The organism is Streptomyces marispadix, assembly GCF_022524345.1.
In the GTDB taxonomy this organism is placed as follows: Bacteria; Actinomycetota; Actinomycetes; order Streptomycetales; family Streptomycetaceae; genus Streptomyces; species Streptomyces marispadix.
The window spans coordinates 2,974,860-2,999,906 of the sequence record NZ_JAKWJU010000002.1; the positions used below are offsets into that span (position 1 = coordinate 2,974,860).

Annotated in this window: 17 protein-coding genes, 1 tRNA gene and 1 riboswitch; of the genes, 7 read left to right on the forward strand and 11 right to left on the reverse strand. The window is 71.1% G+C overall.

Translation table 11 applies throughout. From position 1 onward, the window contains the following. Window positions 1-201: 201 nt before the first annotated feature. On the forward strand, window positions 202-1,866 hold the full coding sequence (locus tag MMA15_RS12390; RefSeq protein WP_241059366.1) for a PrsW family intramembrane metalloprotease: 1,665 nt from the start codon (window positions 202-204) through the stop codon (window positions 1,864-1,866). Window positions 1,867-2,085: 219 nt separating this feature from the next. Further along, complete coding sequence (locus tag MMA15_RS12395; protein WP_241059368.1) at window positions 2,086-2,556, forward strand: hypothetical protein; 471 nt, start codon at window positions 2,086-2,088, stop codon at window positions 2,554-2,556. A 107-nt stretch (window positions 2,557-2,663) separates the two neighbouring features. On the opposite strand, the gene MMA15_RS12400 is transcribed toward MMA15_RS12395, so the two are convergent. Beyond that, complete coding sequence (locus tag MMA15_RS12400) at window positions 2,664-3,473, reverse strand: PIG-L deacetylase family protein (protein WP_241059369.1); 810 nt, start codon at window positions 3,471-3,473, stop codon at window positions 2,664-2,666. Window positions 3,474-3,713: 240 nt separating this feature from the next. Here MMA15_RS12400 and MMA15_RS12405 point away from each other — a divergent pair, with 240 nt between their 5' ends. Then, window positions 3,714-4,190, forward strand: a complete 477-nt coding sequence (locus tag MMA15_RS12405; RefSeq protein ID WP_241059371.1) for a PPOX class F420-dependent oxidoreductase — start codon at window positions 3,714-3,716, stop codon at window positions 4,188-4,190. 51 nt (window positions 4,191-4,241) lie between these two features. On the opposite strand, the gene MMA15_RS12410 is transcribed toward MMA15_RS12405, so the two are convergent. Next, window positions 4,242-5,297: an aldo/keto reductase gene (locus MMA15_RS12410; protein ID WP_241059373.1), complete on the reverse strand. Its 1,056-nt coding sequence runs from the start codon at window positions 5,295-5,297 to the stop codon at window positions 4,242-4,244. A 616-nt stretch (window positions 5,298-5,913) separates the two neighbouring features. Beyond that, window positions 5,914-6,873 carry a M23 family metallopeptidase gene (locus tag MMA15_RS12415; RefSeq protein WP_241063163.1) on the reverse strand — a complete coding sequence of 320 codons (960 nt, stop codon included), beginning with the start codon at window positions 6,871-6,873 and terminating at the stop codon, window positions 5,914-5,916. 407 nt (window positions 6,874-7,280) lie between these two features. After that, window positions 7,281-7,443, reverse strand: a riboswitch (cyclic di-AMP (ydaO/yuaA leader). A 534-nt stretch (window positions 7,444-7,977) separates the two neighbouring features. On the opposite strand from MMA15_RS12415, the gene MMA15_RS12420 reads away from it, so the two are divergent. Both MMA15_RS12420 and MMA15_RS12425 read left to right on the forward strand, forming a co-directional pair. Then, the gene (locus MMA15_RS12420) at window positions 7,978-8,904 is read left to right on the forward strand and encodes a Rieske (2Fe-2S) protein (RefSeq protein ID WP_241059375.1); all 927 of its coding nucleotides are present in this window, start codon (window positions 7,978-7,980) and stop codon (window positions 8,902-8,904) included. A 389-nt stretch (window positions 8,905-9,293) separates the two neighbouring features. Beyond that, window positions 9,294-10,541: a PP2C family protein-serine/threonine phosphatase gene (locus tag MMA15_RS12425; protein ID WP_241059377.1), complete on the forward strand. Its 1,248-nt coding sequence runs from the start codon at window positions 9,294-9,296 to the stop codon at window positions 10,539-10,541. Between the two features lie 202 nt (window positions 10,542-10,743). On the opposite strand, the gene MMA15_RS12430 is transcribed toward MMA15_RS12425, so the two are convergent. The 5 genes from MMA15_RS12430 to MMA15_RS12450 all read right to left on the reverse strand — a co-directional run bounded on the left by MMA15_RS12430 (window position 10,744) and on the right by MMA15_RS12450 (window position 18,527). Continuing rightward, window positions 10,744-11,655: a D-alanyl-D-alanine carboxypeptidase family protein gene (locus tag MMA15_RS12430; protein WP_241063164.1), complete on the reverse strand. Its 912-nt coding sequence runs from the start codon at window positions 11,653-11,655 to the stop codon at window positions 10,744-10,746. A gap of 689 nt (window positions 11,656-12,344) precedes the next feature. Continuing rightward, window positions 12,345-13,934: an APC family permease gene (locus MMA15_RS12435; protein WP_241059379.1), complete on the reverse strand. Its 1,590-nt coding sequence runs from the start codon at window positions 13,932-13,934 to the stop codon at window positions 12,345-12,347. Beyond that, window positions 13,931-15,688, reverse strand: coding sequence for a GMC family oxidoreductase (locus MMA15_RS12440; protein WP_241059387.1), 1,758 nt, complete (start codon window positions 15,686-15,688; stop codon window positions 13,931-13,933). The genes MMA15_RS12435 and MMA15_RS12440 overlap by 4 nt, the downstream gene beginning before the upstream one ends. A 183-nt stretch (window positions 15,689-15,871) precedes the next feature. Further along, window positions 15,872-17,338, reverse strand: coding sequence for an aldehyde dehydrogenase family protein (locus tag MMA15_RS12445; protein WP_241059389.1), 1,467 nt, complete (start codon window positions 17,336-17,338; stop codon window positions 15,872-15,874). Window positions 17,339-17,768: 430 nt separating this feature from the next. Next, window positions 17,769-18,527, reverse strand: a complete 759-nt coding sequence (locus MMA15_RS12450; RefSeq protein ID WP_241059391.1) for a MerR family transcriptional regulator — start codon at window positions 18,525-18,527, stop codon at window positions 17,769-17,771. Between the two features lie 258 nt (window positions 18,528-18,785). Between MMA15_RS12450 and MMA15_RS12455 the strand changes: the two genes are divergently transcribed. Beyond that, window positions 18,786-19,667 carry an FkbM family methyltransferase gene (locus MMA15_RS12455; RefSeq protein WP_241059393.1) on the forward strand — a complete coding sequence of 294 codons (882 nt, stop codon included), beginning with the start codon at window positions 18,786-18,788 and terminating at the stop codon, window positions 19,665-19,667. A 321-nt stretch (window positions 19,668-19,988) separates the two neighbouring features. After that, complete coding sequence (locus MMA15_RS12460; protein ID WP_241059395.1) at window positions 19,989-21,836, forward strand: glycosyltransferase family 2 protein; 1,848 nt, start codon at window positions 19,989-19,991, stop codon at window positions 21,834-21,836. Window positions 21,837-22,132: 296 nt separating this feature from the next. Here MMA15_RS12460 and MMA15_RS12465 read toward each other — a convergent pair. From MMA15_RS12465 to MMA15_RS12475, 3 genes are all read right to left on the reverse strand, one after another. After that, window positions 22,133-22,205 (reverse strand) — tRNA-Lys (locus MMA15_RS12465). 136 nt (window positions 22,206-22,341) lie between these two features. Continuing rightward, entirely contained in the window at window positions 22,342-24,171 is a 1,830-nt protein-coding gene (locus MMA15_RS12470; protein ID WP_241059397.1) for a DEAD/DEAH box helicase, read from the reverse strand. A gap of 221 nt (window positions 24,172-24,392) precedes the next feature. Continuing rightward, window positions 24,393-24,905, reverse strand: coding sequence for a hypothetical protein (locus MMA15_RS12475; RefSeq protein WP_241059399.1), 513 nt, complete (start codon window positions 24,903-24,905; stop codon window positions 24,393-24,395). Window positions 24,906-25,047: the final 142 nt, after the last annotated feature.

A 25,047-nucleotide genomic window follows, 5' to 3' on the forward strand; every position in this document is an offset into this window, starting at 1 on the left:
CCAATGGCGTATCGCTCCAATTCCAGGCAAACCCCGTAAGACGTCGAGTGCACCTCCGTACCAGAACATTCATTGGCAAATCACTCCAAACGGGTGAATAAGGCCCGGCAAGATCGCTGCTCATGGCCCTGTCCGCGGCGGCCCTCCGTCAATCCGAAGCACTCCGCTCCGGGCCGCCGCCTGCCTCGTTACTGTCGAGTGGTGGACGACGAACCTTCCGGCGCACACGATGCGCCGCCGCACGCCGACCGGCCCTCCGCGGAGGGGTGTGACGCAGCGGGTACGGATACGCCCACGACGGCACGGGACGGTACGAGCCTGGAGCAGGGCGGGCCGGGCGCGACGGGCCCGAATCCCGACGGTCCGTCCGCAGCGGGCGCCCGCCTCCCGCACCAGCAGGCCCCGGCTCCGGGCCCGCCCACGGTGAACGGTCCTACGCACGCGCCGCCGACCCAGCCGCACACTCCGCCCCGCACCCAGCCGCACGAGACGCACGCCCCGTTCGCCCCACCCCGATCGCCGCATCCGCATTCCCACACCCACCCCGTACCGGCCTGGGCGCAGCAGCCCCAGTTCCCCGCGATGCCCGCGTCCCCCGAGGAGTGGCGCTACCGCCCGCCCTCCGCACCCTCCTGGTGGCACCGGCACCGCCGCACGCTCCGCGCCCTGACGGTCGTCACCCTGCTCGCGCTCTGCGGCCTGATCATCCTCGGGCTCGTACGGGAGCAGACCGGGACCGTCGGACTGCTCGTCGGGGTCGGCCTGGCCGTGCTGCCCGTGCCGCTGCTGATATCGGCGTTCCGCTGGATCGACGGCGTCGAGCCGACGCCGTGGCGCAACCATCTCTTCGCCTTCGCGTGGGGCGCGTTCGCGGCGACGCTCGTGGCCCTCCTCACCAACAGCCTTGCCACGACATGGCTTGTGACCTCCTTCGCCGGCGCCGAGGCTCCCCGTGCGGACGTGCTGGGTTCCACCGTCATCGCGCCCGTCGTGGAGGAGACCGCCAAGGGCGCCGCGATACTTCTGCTGTTCCTCTTCCGCAGGCGCCACTTCAACGGCGTCGTCTCCGGCATCGCCCTCGCCGGGATCACCGCCACCGGCTTCGCCTTCACCGAGAACGTGCTCTACCTCGGCACCGCCTTCGGCGAGGACCAACTCCTCGGCCCCGAGGCCCTGCACGAGTCGGTCACGGCCATGACGTTCTTCATCCGCATCATCGTGGCGCCGTTCGCGCACCCGCTGTTCACGGCGCTCACGGGCATAGCCTTCGGCATCGTCGCCGCGGTGCCCCGGCTGGGACGGACGCTGCGCGTCCTCATCCCCGTCCTGGGCCTGCTGACCGCCTCGCTGCTGCACTCGATCTGGAACGGCTCCGCGTCCCTGCCGGACTTCACCTTCCTCTTCGTCTACGCCCTCTTCATGATCCCGGTCTTCGCGACGCTGACCTGGCTGGCGATCTGGTCACGGCGGCTGGAGCTGCGTACCGTCCGCGACACCCTTCCCGCGTACGCTGCCGCCGGCTGGTTCGAGGCTCCCGAGCCGTGGGGGCTGGCCTCCATGAGGGCGCGTGCGATGGCGCGTTCGCTCGCACGCCGTACGCACGGGGCGAGCGGTGCCCGTACCGTCGCCGAATACCAGCACTTCGCCACATCGCTGGCGCTGCTGCGGGCCCGCGCACACCACGGTTCGCCGGCGCCCGACTTCCACGCCCGCGAACAGGAACTGCTGCACCACCTCTGGCAGCGCCACGGCGTCGCCGGACCGGCCACGGCGTCGGCGGCGGTCAGCCTCAACCGCTATCGCTCGCCCGTGAGTTGGGGTGGCCCCGCTGCCCCGTACGGGCCTGGGCCGTACCCCGCAGGGTGACGTTCGAGCGGGCTCCGCTGAGCGCTCGTGCAGCGCCTCACGGATCGGGACGAGGGCCGGATCGCGGCTCGGCGCGGGGACGCAAAGCGGCCCAAGCCCCTCACTCCGTGTGACCGGGCATCGACTAGCACATACTTGCGGGGGTCCCGTATCGCTGCCAGCATGCCCCCAGTTGGGGCGAGTGTGACGGCAGACGGCGGCAGAGGGTTGGGGGCAGCAGTGCAACTGACCGACTTGGTGGCTGCCGAGGAGCAGGTACGCAAGGAAGTGGCCGCCGCCGCACCGGAGTTCACGGCCTTCCTCGACGGCTTCCGCCATCGCGCCGTACTCGTGCCCTTCGACGACCAGGGCGCCATCTGCTCCGCCGAACTCGGCGGAATCCGCTGGATCTTGGCCTTCTCCGACGAGAAGTCCCTGGCCCGCTTCGCGAAGGGCGGCAGCGACCCGGCCATCGGCGTGCGGCAGCCCGCCACCGTCGAGGAGGAGGGCGAGAAGGGCTGGGACTACCGCAAGGTGCTCGGCTGGCGGCTCCTCGACAACGTGATCCCCGCCGCGGGCCGCCCCTGCGGCGTGGCCCTGGACGCGGGCAGCGACAAGGGCAAGGTACTTCCGCCGGTATCGGGCATAGTCCCGGAGCGGGCGACCGCCGATGCGTATGCCGCCAACGGAGGCCGCATCGCGCGCCGTTGAGGAGCGCTCTCGCGGTCTTCGCCCAGGGCGTATTCGCTCCCGTAGGTCTTCGCCCTACGCGTCTGCTCGCTTACGCGTCCCCGCCCACGCGCTGCTCGCGTACGCGTCTACGGGGCCGGAGGCGAAGGCGTGGACGAGCGCACCCGCCCGGGCCGCGAACGGCCCGGCCCCGCCTCGACGAACCACTCCCGGCCGAGTACGAGCCCGAACAACGGCACCGGCAGCCGCACCAGCAACCTCATCGCGGGCGCGAGCCTTCCCGCCCCCTTCGCCACCTCGCTGTGGTGCTCGGCGAGAGCGGCCTGCTTCTGCCGTGCGTAACGCCGTACGCCGACCGCGTGGGTGATCGCCGCGCGGGGGCTGTAGACGCGGCCGAGCGCTTCGGAGTCATATCGCACGGGAATCCGCAGCGCACTCACGAGCCTCATCAGCCGCCCGAACGCCTCTCTTGGCATCGTGGCCTCCAACACCCGTGGCGTGCCTGCCAGTTCGGCGGCCCGCTTCCCCACGTGGTGCACCTTCACATGGTCCCGGTGACCGTAACCGCCGTGGGCGTCGTAGCTGAGCAGCAGATCGGCGCCCTCTTCACGCAGCACGTTCGCGAGCCTGCGTGCCGCTTCGTCGGTCTCCGCCCTCACGAAACGCGTCCTGTCCGGCGGATCGGGATAGAGCACGGCCCCATGCCCACTGTCCGCATACCCGAGATGCACCACCCGCGCCGCCCCGAGCACCCGCGCGGCAGCCCTCAACTCCCTCATGCGCGGCGGCTCTTGGTCTCCCGGCGCCTCCCCCATGAGCCCGTCGGTTGCGACGACGATCACGACCCGATGCCCTTCGGCGGCGGCCCGCGCCAATGTGCCGCCGGTGAGCAGCACTTCGTCATCGGGGTGGGCGTGGAAGGCGACGAGGGTCGGCATGAGGGTCATTGTGGGCCGGGCGCTTCGGGGATGTCGGCGCCCGACGACGATACGGGGCCCGACGAAGATACGGGGCCGTCATGCGCGTCGCTCGCCATCCGGCGTGGGCGAGAGCGTGTTCGCCCGGTGCGACGCCGCCCCTCCCCGCACGGTCGGCCTGTGGTGGGCGCCCGGCGCAAACGCCGCAACTGTCCCGGGCGGGCGCGTGTTCGCCGACCGTAGGCACTGCGGTCTGGGACAATGCGGGGCGTCCGGGACAGTACGAGAGGTACGAGAGGACGGTCCGCGATCGTGGACGAAGAGCTGCTCGCACTGCTCAGCGAGCACAAACTGGGCGTGCTGGTGACGCTGAAGAGGGACGGGCGGCCGCAGTTGTCGAACGTCAACTACACCTATGACTCGGCCCGTCGCCTCATCCGCGTATCCGTAACGGCCGACCGTGCCAAGACCCGTAATCTGCTGCGCGATCCGCGTGCCAGCTTCCATGTGCGCAGCGACGACGGATGGGCCTGGACGGTGGCCGAGGGCGACGCGGAGCTGACGCCCGTCGCCGCCGATCCGCAGGACGACACGGTCGAGGAGCTGATCGACGTCTTCCGGGCGATCCAGGGCGAGCATCCCGACTGGGACGAGTACCGGTCGGCGATGGTCGCCGACCGGCGTCTCGTCGTACGGCTGCGGGTGGCACACGCGTACGGGCAGCCGCAGCGGTCCTGATCCGGTCGCGTACGGCCCCTTCGGCCGCCGCGGCCGAGCGGTGCCCGCACCCTACGCCGACGCGTCCGTCAGCAGCTTCGCCTCCTCCGGGCTCAACTCGAAGTCCGCGAGGGCCAGTAGCGGTGTGAGCTGTTCCAGGGAGCGGGCGCTGGCGATGGGGGATGTGACCGTGGGGCGGGTGAGGAGCCAGGCCAGGGCGATTGTGGCGTGGTGGACGCCGCGGGAGGCGGAGAGCTGGTCGAGGGCGGTGAGCACGCGTCGGCCGCGTTCCGTCTCCAGGTACTTCGACGCCCGTTCGGCACGGGGGCTTTGGGCCGCCGCGCCCGCCGGACCCCCGGCCGTGCCCCCCGGACCGGCCCCGTCCGGGCGGTACTTGCCCGCCAGGAACCCCATCGCCAGCGCGAAGTACGGCATCACCGCCAGCCCGTGCCGGTCGGCGACCTCCGCCAGCGGGCCCTCGTAGGTGTCGCGGGAGACCAGGTTGTAGTGCGGCTGGAGCGCGGCGTAGCGGGCCGTGCCGGTGCCGGTGCCGCCGTCGGTGCTGTAGGCGAGGGAGGCTTCGAGGCGTTCCGGGGAGATGTTGGACGCGCCGATCTCGCGGACCTTTCCGGCCTTTACGAGGTCGTCGAGGGCGCCGATGATCTCCGAGACGTCGACGGACTCGTCGTCGAAGTGCGTGTAGTAGAGGTCGATCCGGTCGGTTCGCAGGCGGCGCAGCGAATCGTCGGCCGCCGCCTTGATGTTGGCGGCTGTGAGGCCCTTGCGCTCGGGGTGCGCGCCGACCTTGGTGGCGATGACGAGGTCGTCCCGATTGCCGCGTGCCGCGGTCCAGTTGCCGATGACGGTCTCGGAGTCCATGCCGCCGGGAACGCCGAACCGGGCGCCGGAGTAGACGTCGGCGGTGTCGATGAAGTTGCCGCCGGCCGCGGTGTAGGCGTTCAGCACGTCGAAGGAGGAGGTCTCGTCGGCGGTCCAGCCGAAGACGTTGCCGCCGAGGCACAGCGGGGATACGGACAGCCGGCCGAGAGGGCGGCGGGAGGCGAGGCCGCCGCCGCTCGCCACGTCGGGCGATTCGCCGGTCGCGTCAGGGGAGTCGTACTCAGACATGTGCCGACCGTAGCGCCCGTGTGCGCGTCCCGGCAGGCACGGAGGCCGACGGCCCTGGTGTCGGGGGGTGGTCCACCAGGGCCGCCGGGGCATCGGGTGCCGGGCGACGCGGCCGTACGCGGGTCCGTGAGTGGAGTACGTACGTGGAAGCCCGGACGGGGCGGGCCCGCACGGGGCACAGCCCGCAAGGGGCGGCCCGCATGGAGAGGGCCCCCGTCCGCCGCCGCCTCGTCCCCTCCTTTGTGTGCGCCGAGGGGCATGGGTGAGTTGCGCGTGTTCCAGGCACCCCGACGGTGCGAGGCGGCGGCGGCGCGACAGGTCATCGCGTCGGCAGTACGAATGTGCAGATGTGAGATGCGGCGACGCCCGGGGAGGGGCGGATGCGCCGCTGCGGGTACGCGAACCGGCTTGCGTACGGGTGCGGTTGCGGATCGTCGCGGGGCCTGTGCTCGGGTGTGAGCCGCCGAGCACCGGACCGCGGACGCGGGACTCCGCGGATACGGAACTCCTGCCGCCGGAATCCGTGATGCCGTCGTCGCAGGCGGTGCCGCTTGTGCGAAGCCTTACGGCGGCCGGGCTCAACTGTGCGGGCCCGGCCTCCGGTTCGCCGCCGGCGTCAGAGCGAGAGGCCCTTGCCCCGCAGCCACGCCGCCGGGTCGATCGCGTCGCCGCCGCCGGGGTGGACCTCCAGGTGCAGATGGGCGCCTGTGACGTTCCCGGTGGAGCCGACGCGGCCGATGAGTTCGCCCGTACGGACCTTCTGGCCCGCGGAGACGTTCATCGACGACTGGTGGCAGAACCAGAGTTCGGTTCCGTCGTCCAGTTTCAGGATCGTCCGGTAGCCGTACGATCCCGCCCAGCCTGCCTCCTTGACCGTGCCGGAGTGGATGGCCCTGATCGGCGTGCCGGAGGAGGCCGCGAAGTCCGTGCCGGTGTGGCCGTTGACCCACAGACCGCCGGACTCGCCGAACTGGGAAGTGAGTTGGTAACCGGAGACGGGAAGCTTGAAGCTCTTTGCGAGCTTGGCGAGGCGGGCTTCCTCGGCCTTCGCCCGCTCGGCGGCGTCCTGCTTCCTCTCCGCCTTGGCCGCCTTCGCCCGTGCCGCGTCGGCCGCCTTGTCGACGGCTGCTTCGCGTGCCGAGGCTTCGGCGGCGTTCTGCTGCTGCTGGGCCTGCTGGAGGATGCGGGAGCGCAGTGCCTCGCCCGCGTCCGTACGGCCGGCCTGGGTGTCGCTCTCGGTCAGCGCCGCCTGTGTGAGGGGCTGACCTGCGACTGTCTCCTCGGAGCCGCCCGACAGCAGCTTGACGCCGGGAAGGTCCTTGGCCTTGTCGGCGGCCGCTGCGACATCCGGCATGGAGATGGCCGTCGACGGCTTCTCCTGCGCGGTGGCCATGCCGCCGGCGCCGACTGCCGCGATCATGCCGACGCCGAGCACCGCGCCGCTGCGGGCCATGCTGCCGCCGCGCTGCTTGGCGAGCTTGTGGCGTCCGCGTACGGGGCGTACGGAGTCCTCGGTCGGGTTCCACTCCTCGTAGGAGGGGGAGTCCGGGCCGAAGGCGTCGGGTACGGGCGGCACGGAGTCGGGTCCGAACTCGTACTTGCCGTACTCGGACGTCCCGAAGTCGTGCTCCTGGACGCCGAATTCGTGGGTGCCGAACTCGTGAGCAGCGAACTCCTGCGTGCCGAACCCGCCGGTGGCGAACTCCTGCGTGCCGAACTCATGCGTGGCGTAAGGCGCTTCGTGTCCGGGGACGGTGTCGTACCCGTGGGGCCCGCCCTCGTGACCTTGCGTCTCGTACACCTCGGTCAGCTTCGAGGCGTAGTCGTCGTAACGGTCGTACGAGGAGCCGAACTGCCGGTGGTACGCGCCGTCGTCGCCGGATGAGGAGCCGTAGTCGCCGGATCTGCCGGACTCTTCGTCGTCGAGATACGGGTCGTACGTGCCCTCGGGGGCATGCCTGTTGGACGCCACGGGGGCGTTCTCCTTTCCTTCCTTCTCGCCTACCGGGTTAGCTGACGGGTTCGGAGCAGGAAGGTCTCCTACGAACTGCCCGCCCGTGGGCGGAACTTGTCGATTCACCCCATCCCCGCCTTGTGAGTGGCAGGGGGTGGTTCCCCGGTTCCTTTGGTGCAGCGATATCGAGTTGTGGCTCGGGATGGTGCACTTTCAGGATTCGGCGACGGCGCACGGAGCCGTCTCTCGTGACGGCGGTGACGACCGCGCTGCGTTATGGAACGTTAATAGAGCGGCGACTGTGATTCCAAGCGGTTCCGGCGAGATTTGTAGCCGCGTGACATGCAGTTTCCCGGACAGTAGGGGCCAATTGGGACACGCGGTCACCCAGGCCGGTACGTGCGGTCGCCGTGCGTGACCGGTGAACCGCCGGTGAAGAGGCGTCAGTTCGGCGCACATGTCGTTCCATGGCACTCCGGATCGCCGCTACGGGCCGCAAGCGGAACGAGACGGGGGAAACGGGACGAGGAGGCGGGGTCGCCGGACGACCCCCAGGGGCACCCGGTACCCAGACCCGGCCCGCGCACCCGGCCCGCGCACCCGGCCCGGAACGCCGACAGAGGAGCCCGGGTTCGGAACACCGACAGACGAGCCCGGCGGGCAGAGGCGCCACGACCCGGCGACGCTCCGGCTGTTTGCTCCCGCTCCTGACGGGAACCGGGCGGTATGTCCTATTCACAGAAGCTGCTTGCATGTGCCGGCGCCCTCCGCGCCGTGCTGCCCCATCCCGAGCGGCAGGGACGGGTGCTGACCGCCATCGAGAAGACCGAGCGCGACACGCGGCTCGATCCCCCGCTCCAGGGAATCCAGCGGGCCGTGCACGCACTCCCCCTCAGCGAAGAGGACCGCGACGCGCTGCACGGCCACTGGCTCGGCCATCCCGTGCATCCGGCGCTCGTCCAGATCCCCATCGGCACCTGGCTCTCGGCGGCCGTACTGGATCTGATTCCGGGCAAGCGGCGGCACTACGCGCCCGCGCTGCTGATCGCCACGGGCCTCGGCGCCGCCGTACCCGCCGCCATCACCGGATGGATCGACTGGGCCGAGCTGCGCAAACCGCAGATGCGCGTAGGGCTCGTGCACGCGCTCGCCAACACCGTCGCCATCTCCTGCTACATGTCCTCGCTGGGCGCACGGCTTCGCGGCCGTTCCCTGCGCGGCCGGATGCTGGGGTTCGCCGGGCTCACCGCCGTCGGCATCGGCGGCACGCTCGGCGGTCATCTCGCCTACCGGCAGGCGTCCGCCATCAACCACGCCGAGGACATCTCCGTGCGTACGGAGCCGGGTTGGCACTCCCTGGGCGCCGCCTCGGATCTGCCCGTCGGAGAGGCGGTGCGGCGGACCGTCGGCGGGACGCCGGTCGTCGTCGTAAGGGAGAGCGGAGGCGCCGTCCATGTGCTGGCGGACCGGTGCAGCCACATGGCCGGGCCGCTGTCGCAGGGCGAGATCAGCGACGGATGTGTGCGCTGCCCGTGGCACGGAAGCGTCTTCCGGCTGTCGGACGGCTGGAACGTGTCCGGTCCGGCGACCTCCCCGCAGCCCGTGTTCGAGACGCGGCAGAGCCAGGGCCAGGTGGAGGCGAGGCTCGCCTGACGCTCCCCTGAAGTGACGGGCGGGCGCGGAGCGTGGATGCGGAAGCCGCCCGCTCGCACCGGTGTGTGAGCTGCCCTCGCCGCGCCTCGCCCGCGTACCAGCGCCTACGGCGCATACTTCCGCGGTCGGCCGCCCCTGCCCGTGCACGGCGAGCCGGATCCGCACCGCCGGCGGAGACTGGGAAGAGGCCGGAGCAGGAGCGGCGGCCCGGCCCGCCCCGTGGAAGGGAACGGACGAACGTGAACACGGGAGGCAGGGGCAGCGGGGGAGACCCGGCGGCCGAAGGCCGGAGTCCCTCGGGTCCGACGGGCGTCCCCGGCGTCGTGCGGGGGCGTCCACCCGGCGCGGAGGAGATGCGAGACTCCGGGCTGCTGCGGAGCCTGGGCAGCATGCGGAGCAGAACGCCCCGCAGCAGCTCGCTCACCGCACGTCTGTACCGCACCCGCCGCGTCGACTGGCTCCCCCGCTGGGTGAAGGCGCTGCCGCCGACGCTCGTGGTGATGGCGCTGGTGCTGGAGCTGGTCACGCCGACGCGCTATTCGTTCGCGTCGTTCCTCACCGCAGCCGTGGTGCTCGCGGCGCTGCTGACCCGCCCGTCCGCGACCGTGGCCATCGGCGCCCTGTCCGTCGCCCTCCTCACCGGCATGCATCTCGCCCTGGAGGACGTCTATCCGGACAACATCACCGGGCCCATCATCACGCTCGTACTGGTCACCGCGTTCTCGACGCTGCTCGCGATGATCCTGGAACGTACGACCCTGCGGCTCGTGCAGGTCAACGCCGTCGCCGAGGCCACTCAGCGCGCACTGCTGCGTCCCCTGCCGGAGCGGCTGGGTCCGGTGCGTCTGGCGGGGGTCTACCGCGCGGCCGACGAGGCGGCCCTCATCGGCGGCGACCTCTACTGCGTGAGATCCACTCCGTACGGGGTGCGCGCCGTGATCGGGGATGTGCGGGGCAAGGGAATCGGCGCGACCGAGGGCGTCGCCACGATCACCTCGGCCTTCCGTGAGGCGGCCATGACGGCGGCGACGCTGGCGGAGACCGCGGACCGCATCGAGGCGGCCATGGCCATGGACCGTGAGGACATGGAAGCGGGCGGCAGCCAGGCGGTGCCCGTCGCGGGGACGCCGAGCGGCTGGTCGCAGGAGTCGTTCGCGACGGCGGTGCTGCTGGAGTTCCCACCGGAGGGCGGGGTCGTACGGGTGCTGAACCGGGGGCATCCGCCGATGTTCCGGCTGGGCGGCCCCGACGGGGTACGCAGGCTGAACCCGGAGCCAGCCCTGCCGCTCGGCTTCGGCGATCTGTCGCCCGGGGCGCAGCCGGAGGAGGCGTCCTACTCGCTGGCCGACGGCGAGACGCTGGTCGCCTACTCGGACGGGGTCGTCGAGGCCCGCAGGCGCGACGGGACCTTCTATCCGCTGGGCCCGCGGCTGGCCGAGCGCTACGGCGACGGGCACGGCTCCCGCATGTTCCACGAGGACGGGAACGCGGCCGGAGTCGAACCGGCGGAGATCGTCTCCTACATCCACCGCGACGTCACGAGGTGGGCCCGGGCGATCAACGACGACCTGGTGATCGTCGTCTTCCAGCACATGCCCGGCGATGCGGGGGCGCGGCAGGCGCCTCCCGGGGGATGAGGCGGCCGGGGCGCGCACCGCCGGGTCAGGGCGCGCATCGCTGCTGCGGGTGCGGACACGAGCGCGCCCGGGGGAGCCGTGCGACGGCTGCCCCCGGGCGGCCCGGGTGCTCAGCGTGCGGATCGCGCACCTTTCGCAGGGTGCGCAGAACGCTCACCCCGCGCAGGTGCGCGGAGCGGCGCCCGCCAGGGGCGGGTGCGCGTCAGTCGCGCTCCGCGCCCTCCGGAAGCGAGCGGAGGTTGAGCTTCGGCGTCTCCTGCTCCAGCGACCAGTCGAGCATCTTCTTCGCGTCCGGGTAGCGGTCGGCGCTGTTGAGGATCACGCCCACGACCGAATGCCCGTTGCGCTCGGCCGCGAAGACGAGGCACGGGCCCGCCTTGGAGCCGGTGCCGGTCTTGATGCCGATGACGCCCTTGTACGAGCCGAGGAGCCGGTTGGTGTTGTACCAGGTGTAGGTGCGGCCGTTGGTCGCCTTCTGCTTCGTCGACGTGGACTTGGCGACCTTGCGGATGTTGGTGCTGCCCAGCGCGTACTTGCCGAGCTTCGCCATGTCGCGGGCCGTCGAGTGGTTGTGGCCCGTCTTCGAGATGCCGTCGAAGGAGTCGAACTCGGTGTTCTTCATGCCGAGTCGGTCCGCCTTGGCGTTCATCTTCGCGATGAAGTCGTCGGCGCGCGCCGTGGTGGAGCCGCCCTTGCCGACCGCGTCGGCCAGTGCGTACGCGGCGTCGCAGCCGGAGGGCAGCAGCATGCCGTAGAGGAGCTGGCGCAGGCTGAGCTTGTCGCCCGTCTGCAAGTCGGCGGTGCTGCCGCCCCACTTGGAGACGTAGTCGCGGTACGCCTTCTTCACGGTGACCCTGCGGTCGAGGTCGACACCGGAGCTGACCACGACCGCGGCCGCCATGACCTTGGTGGTGCTGGCCATCTCGCGCTTGGTGTCGGAGCCCTTGCCCCACATCTCCTCACCGGACGAGGCGTCCAGCAGGAACGCCCCCTTGGCCTTGACCCCGGAGGGCCCGGCCGCCTGCGCCGAATAGACGAAGGGCCCCGCGGCCAGTACGGCTCCCGCCGCCACCGCCACGGCACCTACTCGGCGCGCCCTCTTGGATACACGAATCAACTCGAAGCTCCATCGTCCGCGGGGCTGCCCGGCCTTCCACTGGAGTGCGGAGGGCCACCCCGGAAAAAGTCTGTTGTTCCAAGGACATCGCTGCGCCCCGTTCGGTTGCAGAGGACCGTCCCGTACGTCGGTGTTCACATGTTCACGCCGTCGCCCGCCGGCGTCCGCTGCCGCTCCCCCGGCCGGCGCCCGATGAGGGGAGCCCATGTGGAGGGGCGGAGAGAGCAGACGGACAGCGTGAACAGCACGGAAAACACGAACAGTCGGGCCGTCCCCGCGCTCCCGACTACAGCAGCGCTCCGGACGGGCCCACCCCTCACGGGGCGGAACGATCCTCGCGGGCGGCAGCACCCGGGGCATGGGACGCCGCCTCGCCCGCGAACTCACGGCGGACGGAGCCACGTTGCTGCCGCACGGACGGGACCGTACACGAAAGGGGCATGCCGCCGCAGATTTGCGCGACCGGCACACATATGCTCCGCGAACGCGGCCGGAAAGGCGGCGTCGCCCCGCACGCCCGGGGCCCAAGTCGCTTGCTCCGCCCGGCAGTTCGGCCCGGCAGTTCGGCCCGGCAGTTCGGCCCGGCGGCTCGGCCCGGCGGCTCGGCCCAGAAGTTCGGCTCCCGGCCCGGGGTCGTGCCGTGGGGCTGCGCCCGGTGGTTGCGCCCCGGCCGTTCAGCCGTCCGTTCAGACCCTGGAGCGCTGAGGGATCGCGTCGCCCGACGGTGCGTCGCCCCGTCCGTAGTGGCGCGTGGCGAACATGTACAGCAGTCCCGTGCCGACCACCACGGCGCCGCACAGCAGCACGATCCAGTTGTCGTACCAGGGCTGGTCGGGGTTGCGTGCCCAGGAGATGTTGATGATCGCGAAGATCCCGTAGGCGAGCGCCGCCGCGTTGACCAGCAGCCCCCAGCGGCCCAGCCGGAACTCGCCCGTCGGCCGCCAGCCCTTCAACCGTGCGCGCAGCGCCGCGAGTACGACCATCTGGAACGAGCCGTAGATGCCGAGGATGGCGAACGAGACGATCTTCGTGAGGGCGTCCTCCGAGATCAGCGAGCCGAAGGCGATCACAGCGGGGATGACGGCGGCCACCAGCAGCGCGTTGTGCGGCACGGCGCGCGCATAAGAGAACGAACGCAGCAGCCGGTGCCCGGCGACCATCTTGTCCCGGGCGTACGAGTAGATGAGGCGGCCCGCGGCGGCCTGGAGGCTGATCGTGCAGGACAGGAACGAGATCAGCACGACGCCCATTACCGTGCGGGCGCCGAACTCGCCCAGCGCGTCGAAGAGGACGCGCACCACGGGATCGGTGTCCTTGCCGTCGATCACCGCCCGGTAGTCCGCCACGGCGAGCAGCAGCGTCAGGCAGGTGAACGTGGCGGCGGCGCCGCCGACGTAGACGGTGCGGCGCATCGCCTTGGGAATGACGATGCCGGGATGCTCGACCTCCTCCGCGAGGTCGCCGCACGCCTCGAAGCCGTAGTACTGGTAGAAGCCGATGATGGCCGCGGCGAGGAAGACGGGGACGTACGAACCGCCGCCCCCCGTACCGAAGTTGTCGAAGACGACGCCGAGGCCGTGGAAGCGGTGCGTCGTCAGCAGCCAGATCCCTACGACGACGGCCCCGACCAGCTCCGCGGTGAAGCCGATCACCGCCGCCTTCGAAAGCGCCTTGGTGCCCGCGTAGTTGACGAGCGCCGCGACGACGATGAGCCCGACGGTGCACAACACGGTGGTGTGCACGGACGGTTCGAAGCCGAAGAGGATGGCGATGTACGGGCCCGCTCCGTAGGCGACGGCGGTGATGGTGACCAGCAGCGCCCACATGTAGACCCATCCGGTCATCCACGCCCACCGCATGCCCCACAGGCGGCGCGACCACGGGTATACGCCGCCCGCGATGGGGAATTGGGCGACGACCTCGCCGAAGACGAGCGCCACCAGGAACTGGCCCGCGCCCGCGAGCACGAACGCCCAGATCATCGGGGGCCCGCCGGTGGCCAGCGCGGTGGCGAAGAGGGTGTAGGTGCTCACGACGGGGGAGAGGTAGGTGAAGCCGAGGGCGAAGTTCGCCCACGGGCCCATCTCCTTGCGGAACTCGGAGCCGTGCCCGGCGTGTTCGCCACCGGGGCCGCCGCCTGCGCGGCCACCGCCCCCGCTGCCTCGGTCTCCGCTGCCTCGGTCTCCGCTTCCGCCGCGACCGCCGCCGCGGCCTGCGTATCCCGCGCCGCCTCCCACGTCTCCGCCCGGCGCGGCGGGGCTCCCGGCGTCCGTCATCGCTGCTCCTCTCCCGGCATGAGGCCAGGCGTGTGTCGTCCCGGCGTGTGTCCCGGCACGTCGGATTCGTAGCCGCGTGGCGGCGCCGGGCCCGTACGGCCTCTGATCAGATCCGCCGCGCGCTCGGCCACGAGCAGCACGGTGACCATGGGGTTGACGGTCGGCATGCTCGGAAACACGGATGCGTCGACCACGCGCACGCCCTCTTCGCCGCGCACTCGCAACAGCGGGTCGAGCACGGCCCCTTCGTCGTCTTCGCCGCCCATACGGCAGGTGCCCGCCGGGTGGTAGACGGTGTGCGCCGCACGCCGCCCGTACTCGGAGAGCTGCTCGTCGGTGACCGCGTCCGGGCCGGGGGCCGTCTCACGAAGCAGCCACTCCCGCAGCGGACCGGTGGCGGCGACCTCGCGGGCGATGCGCAGACCGTCGACGATGGTGCGCTCGTCGTAGCCCTCGGGGTCGCTGAAGTAGCGGAAGTCCAGGGCGGGTCGGTCCGCCGGGTCGGCGCTGTGCAGCCAGATGCGGCCCCGCGAACGGGACTTGGGCACATTGGGCGTCATGCACACCCCGTACTGGGGCGAAGGCAGCCCGAGACGTTCGGTGTTGACGGTGAACGGCACCTGGTAGAAGTGGAACATCAGGTCGGGCCCCGGTTCCCGGGCGTCCCGCCGGAGGAAGAGACCCGCGTCGGAGTCCATGGCCGAGTTCGGCGGTAGCGGGCACGGGGTCTCCCAGACGATCACCGACTCCGGGTGGTCGAGCAGGTTCTCCCCCACGCCCGGCAGATCGTTGAGCACTTCGACGCCCGCCCGGCGCAGTGCGTCCGCGGGGCCGATGCCGGAGAGCATCAGCAGCCGCGGCGTGTCCACCGCCCCCGCGCACAGCAGCAGTTCGCGCTCGGCGCGCACGGTGCCCTCGGCCCCGTCGGCGTAGCGCACCCGGACCCTGGTGAGGCGGCCCGCACCGTCCCGCAGCAGGCGATACGCCCAACTCTCCAGCTTTAGCGTCAGGTTGGGCCGGTCCATGACGGGGTGGACATATGCGACGGACGCCGACGAGCGGGTCCCGGAGGCCGGATGGTAGGCGAGGGAGAAGAAGCCGGCGCCCTCGGTGAAGGGCCGCTCGTTGAAGTCGTCGACGACGGGCACGTCGAGGGCGTTGACCGCGGCGTTGACGAAGTCGTGCGCTACGGGGTTGCGGTCCTGCTCGGCTACGGGACGGATGGTGTTCAGCAGCCGCCGCCGGTACGGAAGCAACGTGCCGGCGTCCCAGCCTTCGGCGCCCAGGCGCACCCACTCGTCCAGGTCGTGGGGGAACGGCAGAAAGCTGATCAGGGTGTTGTGCGAGGAGCAGCCGCCCAGTACGCGCGCCCTGCTGTGCACGATGTGCGAGTTGCCGCGGGGCTGTTCGACGATGGGATAGGCGTAGTCGTAGCCGGTGTCGAGGAGATTCGCCCAGTTCCGCAGCTTGAGCACGTCCTCGTCGCCGACGTCGCTGGGCCCGCCCTCGATGACGCAGACGCGGCACGCGGGGTCCTCGCTCAGCCGGGCGGCCAGTACGCAGCCGGCGGTGCCTCCGCCCACGACGACGTAGTCGTACGCCTCTTCCCGGACGCCGCCGGAACCGTCACCTGAGGCCCCGACTCCCCCGGCCCGGTGGCCGGTTGCCCCATGACCGCTTCCGTTCCCGTGGCTGACCCCGTGACCGCTTCCGGTCCCGTGGCCGCTTCTGCCGTTTCCGCTCGTGTCAGTCATGACCGCCGTCCACTCCGCGCTCCCGTCTCGCCGCCGTCCCGCGCTCCGCCGGCACCCGCGTGACCCGCCGTACTCGACCCCTCGGCCTTCGAACCGCCGGTCCTCACGGCCCGGGTACGCACACTCGGTCCTCGCGCCCTCGGCCGTTGCGCCCTCGGTTCTCGCGCCCCGGCCCCCGGGCACTCAGCCCTTGAACCAACCCGACGGCGTCGGCGAGAGGTTGTGGTAGATGTGCTTCGCCTCCTGGTACTCCCGCAGCCCGGTGGGTCCGAGTTCGCGTCCGACGCCCGACCTGCCGAAGCCGCCCCACTCGGCCTGCGGTACGTACGGATGGAAGTCGTTGATCCACACCGTGCCGTGGCGGAGCCGGTTCGCCACCCGCTGGGCGCGGCCGGCGTCGTTGGTCCATACGCCGCCGGCGAGCCCGTAACGGGTGTCGTTGGCCAACTCCATCGCCTCCTCCTCGGTGTAGAAGCGCTCCACCGTCACCACGGGCCCGAAGATCTCCTCCTGCACGATCCGCATGGTCGGCTTGCAGTCCGCGTACACGGTGGGCAACAGGAAGAAGCCGCGGGCGAGTTCGGGATCGTCGGGGCGCCGTCCGCCGGTGACGAGCCGTGCCCCGTCCATGCGTGCGATCTCCAGATAGCCCTCGACCTTCGCCCGGTGCTCGGCGGAGCTGAGGGGACCGGCCTCGGTGAGCGGTTCGAGGCCGTCGCCGAGGCGGATCGCCTCCGCCCTGGAGGCGAGTTCGGTCACGAAGCGGTCGTGCACGCCGTACTGGACGATGAGCCGCGAACCGGCGGAGCAGACCTGGCCGGAGTGGAGGAAGGCCGCGTCCAGTGCGTATTCGAGCGCGGCGTCGAAGTCGGCGTCGTCGAAGACGATGTTGGGGTTCTTGCCGCCCAGTTCGAGGGCGATGTTCTTCACGCCCGACGCGGCGCTCTCCATGATCTTCCGCCCGGTGGCCAGTCCCCCGGTGAAGGAGACGAGATCGACCTCGGGGTGCGAGGACATCGCGGCGCCGACGGTGGCGCCCGCGCCGAGCACCAGATTGGCCACTCCGGGCGGGGTGCCCGCCTCCTCCAGCAGCCTGATCAGGGCGATCGTCGTCAGCGGCGTCGTCTCGCTCGGCTTGAGTACGAAGGTGTTTCCCGCGGCGAGCGCCGGGGCGACCTTCCAGCTCGCCTGTAGCAGCGGGTAGTTCCACGGTGCGATCAGCGCGCAGACGCCGACGGGCTGGTACACGACCCTGCTCAGCACGTCGGGGCCGACGTCCACGACGCGGCCCGCATCCTTCCCGACGAGTTCCGAGAAGTAGCGGAAGGCGCCCGCGATGTCCTCGATGTCGAGACGCGACTCGGCGAGGGTCTTGCCGGTGTCGAGAGTCTCCATGCGGGCGAGCTGCTCCAGGTCGCGCAGCAGCAACTCGTGTACGCGGTAGAGGACGTCGGCACGGCGGCGGCTCGGCGCCCAGGCCCAGTCGGCGCGTTCGAAGGCCCGCTTGGCGGCACGTACCGCCAGATCCACGTCGGTCTCGTCCCCGTCGTCGACCGTCGTGACGACCGAGGCGTCGAACGGGTTGATCACGTCCCGCCGTCCGCCGGAGACGGCCCCGGTCCACTCACCGTCGATGTACAGCTCGGCCATTCGCGAAGCCCTCCGCTCGCCCCTGGTGTTCGCCGTCCCCCCGGTCGCCGGCATGACGGCTCCAACATCGTGCGGGGCGGGGCGGCGTCCTACGGGGCACACCGGACGGGGGTACTTGGGGCGGGGATGTTGACCCACGTGGTCTAAGAGCGGGGCGTGGGCCGGGGGCGGGCCGTAAGGGCGTGGATCGAGAACGGGTGAGCGGCTTACGGGAGTTGACCGAAGTCGCGCCGGAGAGCCGGACCGGAGTCGAGCGCGTCCGGCCGCGGGCGACGGCGAACGGAGCCGTGTGCGGAGGGTGCGCTGGGCACACGGCAACGGGTGCGCACCTGCCGGGCGGGGCCCCACCCGGCAGGTGCGTGAACGAAGGGTGCGTGAACGACAGTCGCGCGACCGGTGGGTGCGGCCGACGCGCTCGTCCTTGCGGCCTTCAGGACTTCCGCACGGCGTTCGCGAGGATCGCGTCCCGCAGATACTCGGCCATCCCCGTCTTGATCGCCTCGTAGTACGCGGTGAAGCGCTCGTCGGCGACGTACATCTCGCCGAGTCCCGTGTGGATCTCGTAAGGACACTCGTAGAAGTTGCGGCAGATCTGCTGCCGGTGCTCCTCCGCGAGGTCCATCGCCGCTTCGGACTCGGGGCCTTCGCCGCTGTCCATCACCGCCACGAAGGCCCGCGTCCACTCCTCGCCCTCCTCCTTGATCCGCAGCCAGTCCTCCTTGGTGTAGGAGGAGGTTCTGCGCTGCGACTCGCGGTAGGCGTCCGTGTCGCCCCAGCGGCGCTCGGTCTCCTCCGCGTACTGGTCGGGGTCGAAGTCCCCGAAGACCTCGAACTTCTCCTCGGGCGTGAGATCGATGCCCATCTTCCTTGCCTCCATCGCCTGTTCGACGGCGGCGGCCATCTTCTGCAACTTCGCGATCCGTGAACTCAGCAGCTCGTGCTGCCGCCGCAGATGCTCCCGCGGGTCCGCGTCGGGATCGTCGAGCAGGGCCGTCACCTCTTCGAGCGAAAAGCCGAGCTCCCTGTAGAACAGGATCTGCTGAAGCCGGTCCAGGTCCACGTCGCTGTAGCGGCGGTGACCCGCGTGGCTCCGCTCGCCGGGCACCAGCAGGCCGATCTCGTCGTAGTGATGCAGCGTGCGTACGGTGACGCCCGCGAACGCGGCGACCTGTCCCACGGAGTAGCTCATCTCCGCTCCTCTCTCGTACGCACTTCACGATGAGCCCTCACGTGACGTGAGGTGCAAGGGGCATTCTCCGCGGGCGGCGGGACGGCTCGGGGGACGGCGACGCGGTGCGCGCCGAGGGGCTCCGCAGCGACGGGGAGACCTGCCGCGACGTCGGGAGACGCCGGAAATGTTCTCCCCTAGCCGGAGTTCCCAGGCAGTGCAAGCAAACCGGACAGCCGAGTTTGACAGTGGCCGAATGCCGGCGGTTAGCCTCGCAAGATGACAACAGTGTTCAGAAAGGCGCTCGGCGCCCTGCCCCGGTTGGGTGTCCAGGTGCTCGACCTCGGACCGGGTGCCGCCGTTGTCTCACGGCGCGGCGGCTACACCGCCACGAAGATGAGCGGGGATTCGTGGATGGTGGGCGGCAAGAGGCCACGCACCCGTACGACCGCCGACGGCTGGGGCCTGCACAAGGCGGCGGCAGGCGATCTGTGCGCGCGCCACGTCGCCGATCTCCTCGCCAACTACGAAGTGAACTGCGTGTTCGACGTCGGCGCGAACAAGGGCCAGTACGGCCGACAGCTCCGCGAACTCGGCTACCGCGGCAGGATCGTCTCCTTCGAGCCCGTGCCGGACGCCCTGGCCCGGCTGCGCAAGTCCGCCGAGCGGGACCCGGAGTGGCGGGTCTACCCCTTCGCGCTGGGGCGGAGCGAGTCGTTCGAGGACATGCACCTCGGCTGGAAGACCATGAACTCCCTTCTCCAGCCCAGCGCTTACGGCCAGCGGCGCTACAAGCGGTTCACCGACACCCGTAAGGAACAGGTGCGGATACGGCGCCTGGACGAGGTGATGGACGAGGCCCTGGAGGGCATCGCCGAGCCGCGCCCCTATCTGAAGATGGACACGCAGGGCTTCGACATGGAGGTCTTCGCCGGCGCAGGCCGTCGTACGGCCGACTTCGTCGGGATGCAGTCGGAGGTGGCCGTGCTCCAGCTCTACGAGGGGAGCCCCCGCATGAACGAGGCCATAGCCGCCTACGAGGACGCGGGCTTCGCCATCACCGGCATGTATCCGGTCACGCGCGAGAAGACCACGGGGCGGGTCGTCGAGTTCGACTGCGTGATGGCACGGGCGGCGGCGGCCCCGTCGCGTCAGGGCTGAGCACTCGGCCCGGGGCACGGCGGCAGGGAAACGTCCGGCAACGGAGCGCTGCCCGGCGGGAGTTGAACGGCACGGTCCGGGGGCGCATGCCTGCCCGGGTTCTCGACTACCGCCGTGCAGCGGCTGATTGAGGCCCCGCCCGCTCAAGGCCCCGCCCGCTCAACTCCTCGGCCGCGGCTGCCCGTTACCGATCCGCGGCTACCGAGGGCGACCGACCGACCACGGAACGGGGTTCCAAAAGACGGATATGTCCCGTTCACCTTGGCTTTACAGCACGCGGGTAGACAGACAAACAAGACGTAATCCTCTCGAAAGGTTGCAGTGCGTACCACGTCGCCCACAGTCAGCCAGCCGCCGGTCAAGGTGAGCGTCGTCGTCCCGACTCACAACACAGGCAAGACAGTTCTCACCGGACTGCGTTCCTTCCTCACGCAGACCATGCCCCGCTCCGACTTCGAGGTCGTCTACGTCGACGACGGCTCCAGCGACGACACGGTCGCGATCCTGGAGGACGAACTCGCCCGCCGCGGCGCCGAGTCGACGGTCCGGATCATTCGCATCGCCAACTCCGGATGGCCGGGCAGGCCCCGCAACGTCGGCATGGACGCCGCCCGTGGCGAGTTCGTCCACTTCGTCGACGACGACGACTGGCTCGCCCCCGAGGCCCTTGAACGTACGTACGCACGCGCCCGGGAGACCGGCGCCGACATCGTCATAGGACGCATGGCCGGACATGGACGCCGTGCCCCGAGGGCCCTCTTCGAGAAGCCGCTCACGGCGGCCGACCTGCGCACCGACAACGCGCTGCTGACGTCGATGACCGTACACAAGCTCTTCCGCCGCTCCTTCCTCCAGGACCACGGGCTGCGCTTCGCCGAGGGACCGGTGCGGCTGGAGGACCACATGTTCACGCTGCGGGCCTATCTGCTCACCGACCGCGTCGCGACCGTGCACGACTACACCTGCTACCACTGGGTGCGGCACAGCGGCGACGCGCACAACAACATCAGCTACGGGACGATCGATCCCGGGCCCTATATCGACAGCGTCCGCAAGGTACTGGCGATCCTCGACGCACCGGACACCCGCGTCGGCTCCCCCAGCCGCCGCCACCGTCTGGGCGCCAACTGGTACGGCAAGAAGGCCCTCGCGCGCCTCAGCGGAGAGCGCTACCTCGCACAGTCCGAGGAGCGGAGGACCCAGTGGTTCGAGGCGGTCGGAGCGCTCGCCGCCGAACTGCCCCCGGAGGCCGACGCGGCGCTGCCCACGCGGCTGCGGATCGTCGCGGCCCTCGCCCGCCACCACGACCGCGCGCCGCTCGACGAGTACGCGAAGTTCGAGGCCGGAGTGGATCACCGGCCGCATGTCCGCACCGCCAAGTGGGACGACGGGCGGCTCACCGTCGACTGCGTCACCCGGCTCGTACGCAAGAGGGGAAAGGGCACCGGCTCCGCACCGCTGGTCTTCTCACGCGTCCGGGACCGCTATCGGCTGCGGCTCGCTCCCTACGCACCGGCCGTCGCCGCCGTGCCACAGGCCGTCGAGGCGGCCGACTTCACCGGCGCGATCCGGCGCAGCAACGTCCGCGTCCTGCTGCGCCACCGCGAAGGAGGGACGGTGCTGAGCGTGCCCCTCGACCACCGCGTGACAGAGGAGCCGCTCGGCGCCGGTACGAATGCGACCACCGCGCCGAAAGCGCCCACCGGGGAGGCCGACGCGGCAAAGACGACCGGGGCGGCAGGGGCGGCAGGGAGCGTTCCCGGGCTCTTCCGCTTGCGGCTGGGCCTGCCGTGGTGGCCCGCGGGATGGGGCCGCGCCGCCCGCGCCGCACGTACGGCCCGTACCTCACGATCGGCGTCCCGAGTGCCGGGCGCCCGCCCCGACATGGACGAGTGCGCCCTGCGCTTCGAGACGGAGTTCACCATCGACCCCGCCTCGGCCGACAACGGCCGCCCCCTCGCCCCGGGCACCTGGGACCTCCAGCTCCAACTGGGCTGCGGTGGCTGGCGCACGGCCCGCACCCTGCGCGGCTACTCCATCGACGTACCGGACCCCGAGATAGCGCGGTCCGGCAGGACCGCGGACCACCAGGCGACCGCCGGCAGCACGTCCCGGCACCCGGACCCGAAGCGCCGAAAGCGCCCCGCCCTCCAGCCGTCGGCCCGCTGACGGCGCCCGGCACGGCCCGCGACGGGGTTTCATGTGCCGACTCCGCGCTCCCTGACCGACGTCGCGAACTCCCGCCTGAGTTCCGGCACTTCGACCGCACATCGACCGCACTCCGACCGCACTTCGCCTCGCCGACGGTCCTCGTCCGACGACAATTCGAGCCTGTCCGCCGAAATACATCAACGCGCTCGCCGCCGGCCACATCGGACCGCTGAGCCGCCGCACGACAGGCGCCGTGCCGGCCGCCAGACGCCGAAAAACCCAGGCCGGCGAAAAGCTGACCTGGGCTTCGGAGGTAGGCCGTGAGGGACTCGAACCCTCAACCAATGGATTAAAAGTCCACTGCTCTGCCAATTGAGCTAACGGCCCGCCCCCGCAGCATAGCCCGGCGGGTCGCCGGGCTTCGAAGGCATTGGCCTTCGTGCTGGGGAGGTGTCAGCGGATTGTCAGCAGCGTGCGGATCACGGCCCCGGACGCGGGCGCGGGTCCCCGTGCGGACCCGGCGTCAGCCGTTGCGCTTCCAACGCGGCTTGTCCGTACGGCGGTCGAACGACCGGCCGCCGCCACGGTGATCGTCGCGGCGTCCGTATGGGCGGCGGTCGTCGTGCGTGCGGGCGTCCCGGCCGTATGAGGACGAGGGGCGGCGGTCGTCCCGGCGGAAGCCGCCACGGTCGCTGTCGCGGCGCTCGCGGTTGTACGACGGACGGCCCTCGCGGCGGTCGCCACGCGGGCGGTCGCGGTCCCGGCCGTATGCGGTACGGCCGCCGTCACGCCGGTCGCGGTCGCCGCCGCGGTCGTCGCGCTTGCCCTCGCGGCGCTGATCGCGCGGCTCACGCTGCTCGCGCGCCTCACGGTCGCGCTGCTCACGCTCCTCGCGGCGCTGTTCCCGGCGCAGTTCGCGCTGGACCTCCGCCTCGACCTCGGCGGTCAGGGCAGCGGACGCCTCGGCGACGGCGGCCTCCGGGTCGTCGCCGCGCTCCCGCGCCGCACGTGCCGTCAACCGCTCGGCCTCCTCGCGGAGTTCGGCCGCGCGGCGCTGTGCGCGCTCAAGCTGCCTGCTGAGCTTGGCGGCCTCGCGCTCGGCCTGCTTGGCGGCGTTGGCGGTCGCCTCGGCCTGCACCTCGGTCAGCGAACGCGCACCGGTGATCCGGGTCACTTCCTCGTCGAAGACGTCGCCCCTCCCGATGATGTGCCGCGAGGCGTCGACGCCCGCGTCCTCCATCAGCCGGAAGATCTGCCGCCGCTGGTGCGGCAGCGCCAGCGAGACGACCGTGCCGGACATACCGGCCCGCGCGGTGCGCCCGGAGCGGTGCAGATAGTCCTTGTGGTCGCCGGCGGGGTCGACGTTCAGCACGAGGTCGATGTTGTCGACGTGGATGCCGCGTGCCGCGACGTCCGTGGCGACCAGCACATTGACCTTGCCGTCCTTGAAGTCCGCCATCGTGCGGGTGCGTGCGCCCTGCGTCATGCCCCCGTGCAGCGCCTCCGCGCCGACGCCGCCCTCACGCAACTGCTCGGCGACGCGGTCGGCTCCGAGCTGCGTACGTACGAAGATGATCGTGCGGCCCTTGCGGGAGGCGATCGCGCTGGTGACAGGGGCCTTATCGCGCGGCTTCACCACCAGCACGTGGTGGCTCATCGTCGTGACCGCGCCCTGTGCGGCGTCGACCTCGTGCACGACCGGCGTGACGAGGTAGCGGCGTACGAGGGTGTCGATCTCCTTCTCCATCGTCGCGGAGAAGAGCATCCGCTGGCCGCCCTCGGGCAGTTGGTCCATCAGCTCGGTGACCTCGGGCATGAAGCCCAGGTCGGACATCTGGTCGGCCTCGTCGAGCACCGCGGTCTCCACGTCCTCCAGGGAGCAGGAGCCGCGCCCGATCAGGTCGCGCAGACGCCCGGGGGTGGCCACGAGGATGTCGACGCCGCGCTCCAGCGCGGTGATCTGGTTCTGCATGGACGTACCACCGCAGACGACCTTCAGCTTCAGGCCGAGTACGTCGCCGTACGGCTGGAGCGCGTCGGAGACCTGCATGGCCAGCTCACGCGTGGGCGTGAGGATGACGCCACGGGGACGCTTGCGCTCGGTGCGCGCGCCCGCGAGGCCCGTGAGCAGCGGAAGCCCGAACGAGAGCGTCTTGCCGGAGCCCGTACGGCCGCGCCCGAGGATGTCCTTGCCCTTCAGCGCGTCCGGGATGGTCGCGGCCTGGATGGGGAAGGGGATGGTGACGCCGTTCTGCGCGAGCTTGCGCACCACGGGCTCGGGAAGCCCGAGATCGGCGAACGTGACGGTGTCCTCGTCTTCAGGCAGGACAGCGTCGATTGAGGCAACAGACATGCGAAGTGCGAACCTTCCGGAGTTCAGCAGCACGCGCCCAGACTCCGTGAATTCGCAAAAGACCGCCTCTATGCGGTCAGCCACGGCTGAGAGAAACGCGCCACGCGGCGCGCTCTGCAAGGGCGCCGGGCAAATGGGATCAAACGATCAACCAGCATACGCACCCTGTGCTGCGCCGCGCAAATGAGATCACGAGACGTATCGGGGCCCCCTGCGCGGGGCTATCGCCTGGTGGGCGGCACGGGCATCGCCGTCGAGGTGCCGGACGCGCTGGGAGTGGGCTTCGGCACACTCGGCACGGGCGGTACGGATACGGAGGGTACCGGTGGACGGGGCCGCGGCGGGCGGTGAGGACGCGTGCCGGGAAGAGTGCCCTTGCCGTCGGGAAGCGCGGGAGTGCGAACCCCCGAACCGTCACGGCCGGAGCCCTGATCGGAGCCGCCGCGTCCCGAACTGCCGTGCCCCGTACGGGAGTCGGGGCCCTGCCCTCGGGTGCGGTCCGCCGTGCGGCCGTGCTTCTCGCGCGTCCCGGCCTGCCCTCGGCCGTGTCCGCCGTGCCGGTGCCCGTGTTCGCCGTGCCGCCGGACGCTGCTGCCGAGACCGCCTTCCGGCACCTCGGCGCCCGTTCCCGTGTAGGACGCGCCTCCGCCACGGGCGCGGCCGTCGTCGCCCGCGTCGTGGCCCCGTACCTTCATGCATCCGGGGAGCACCGCGAGCACCAGTGCGCCCGCCATCGCGCGGGCCGCCGCGCGTGCGACCGTACGGGCGGCGGGTGCCCCGACTCCCTTACGTACGGGCCGAGTCGGGCCGGAACGGTCCGCGGGGCCGGGTGGTTCCTCAGTGGCCGGTGAGCCCGGCGAGCCGGGGGAACGGGAC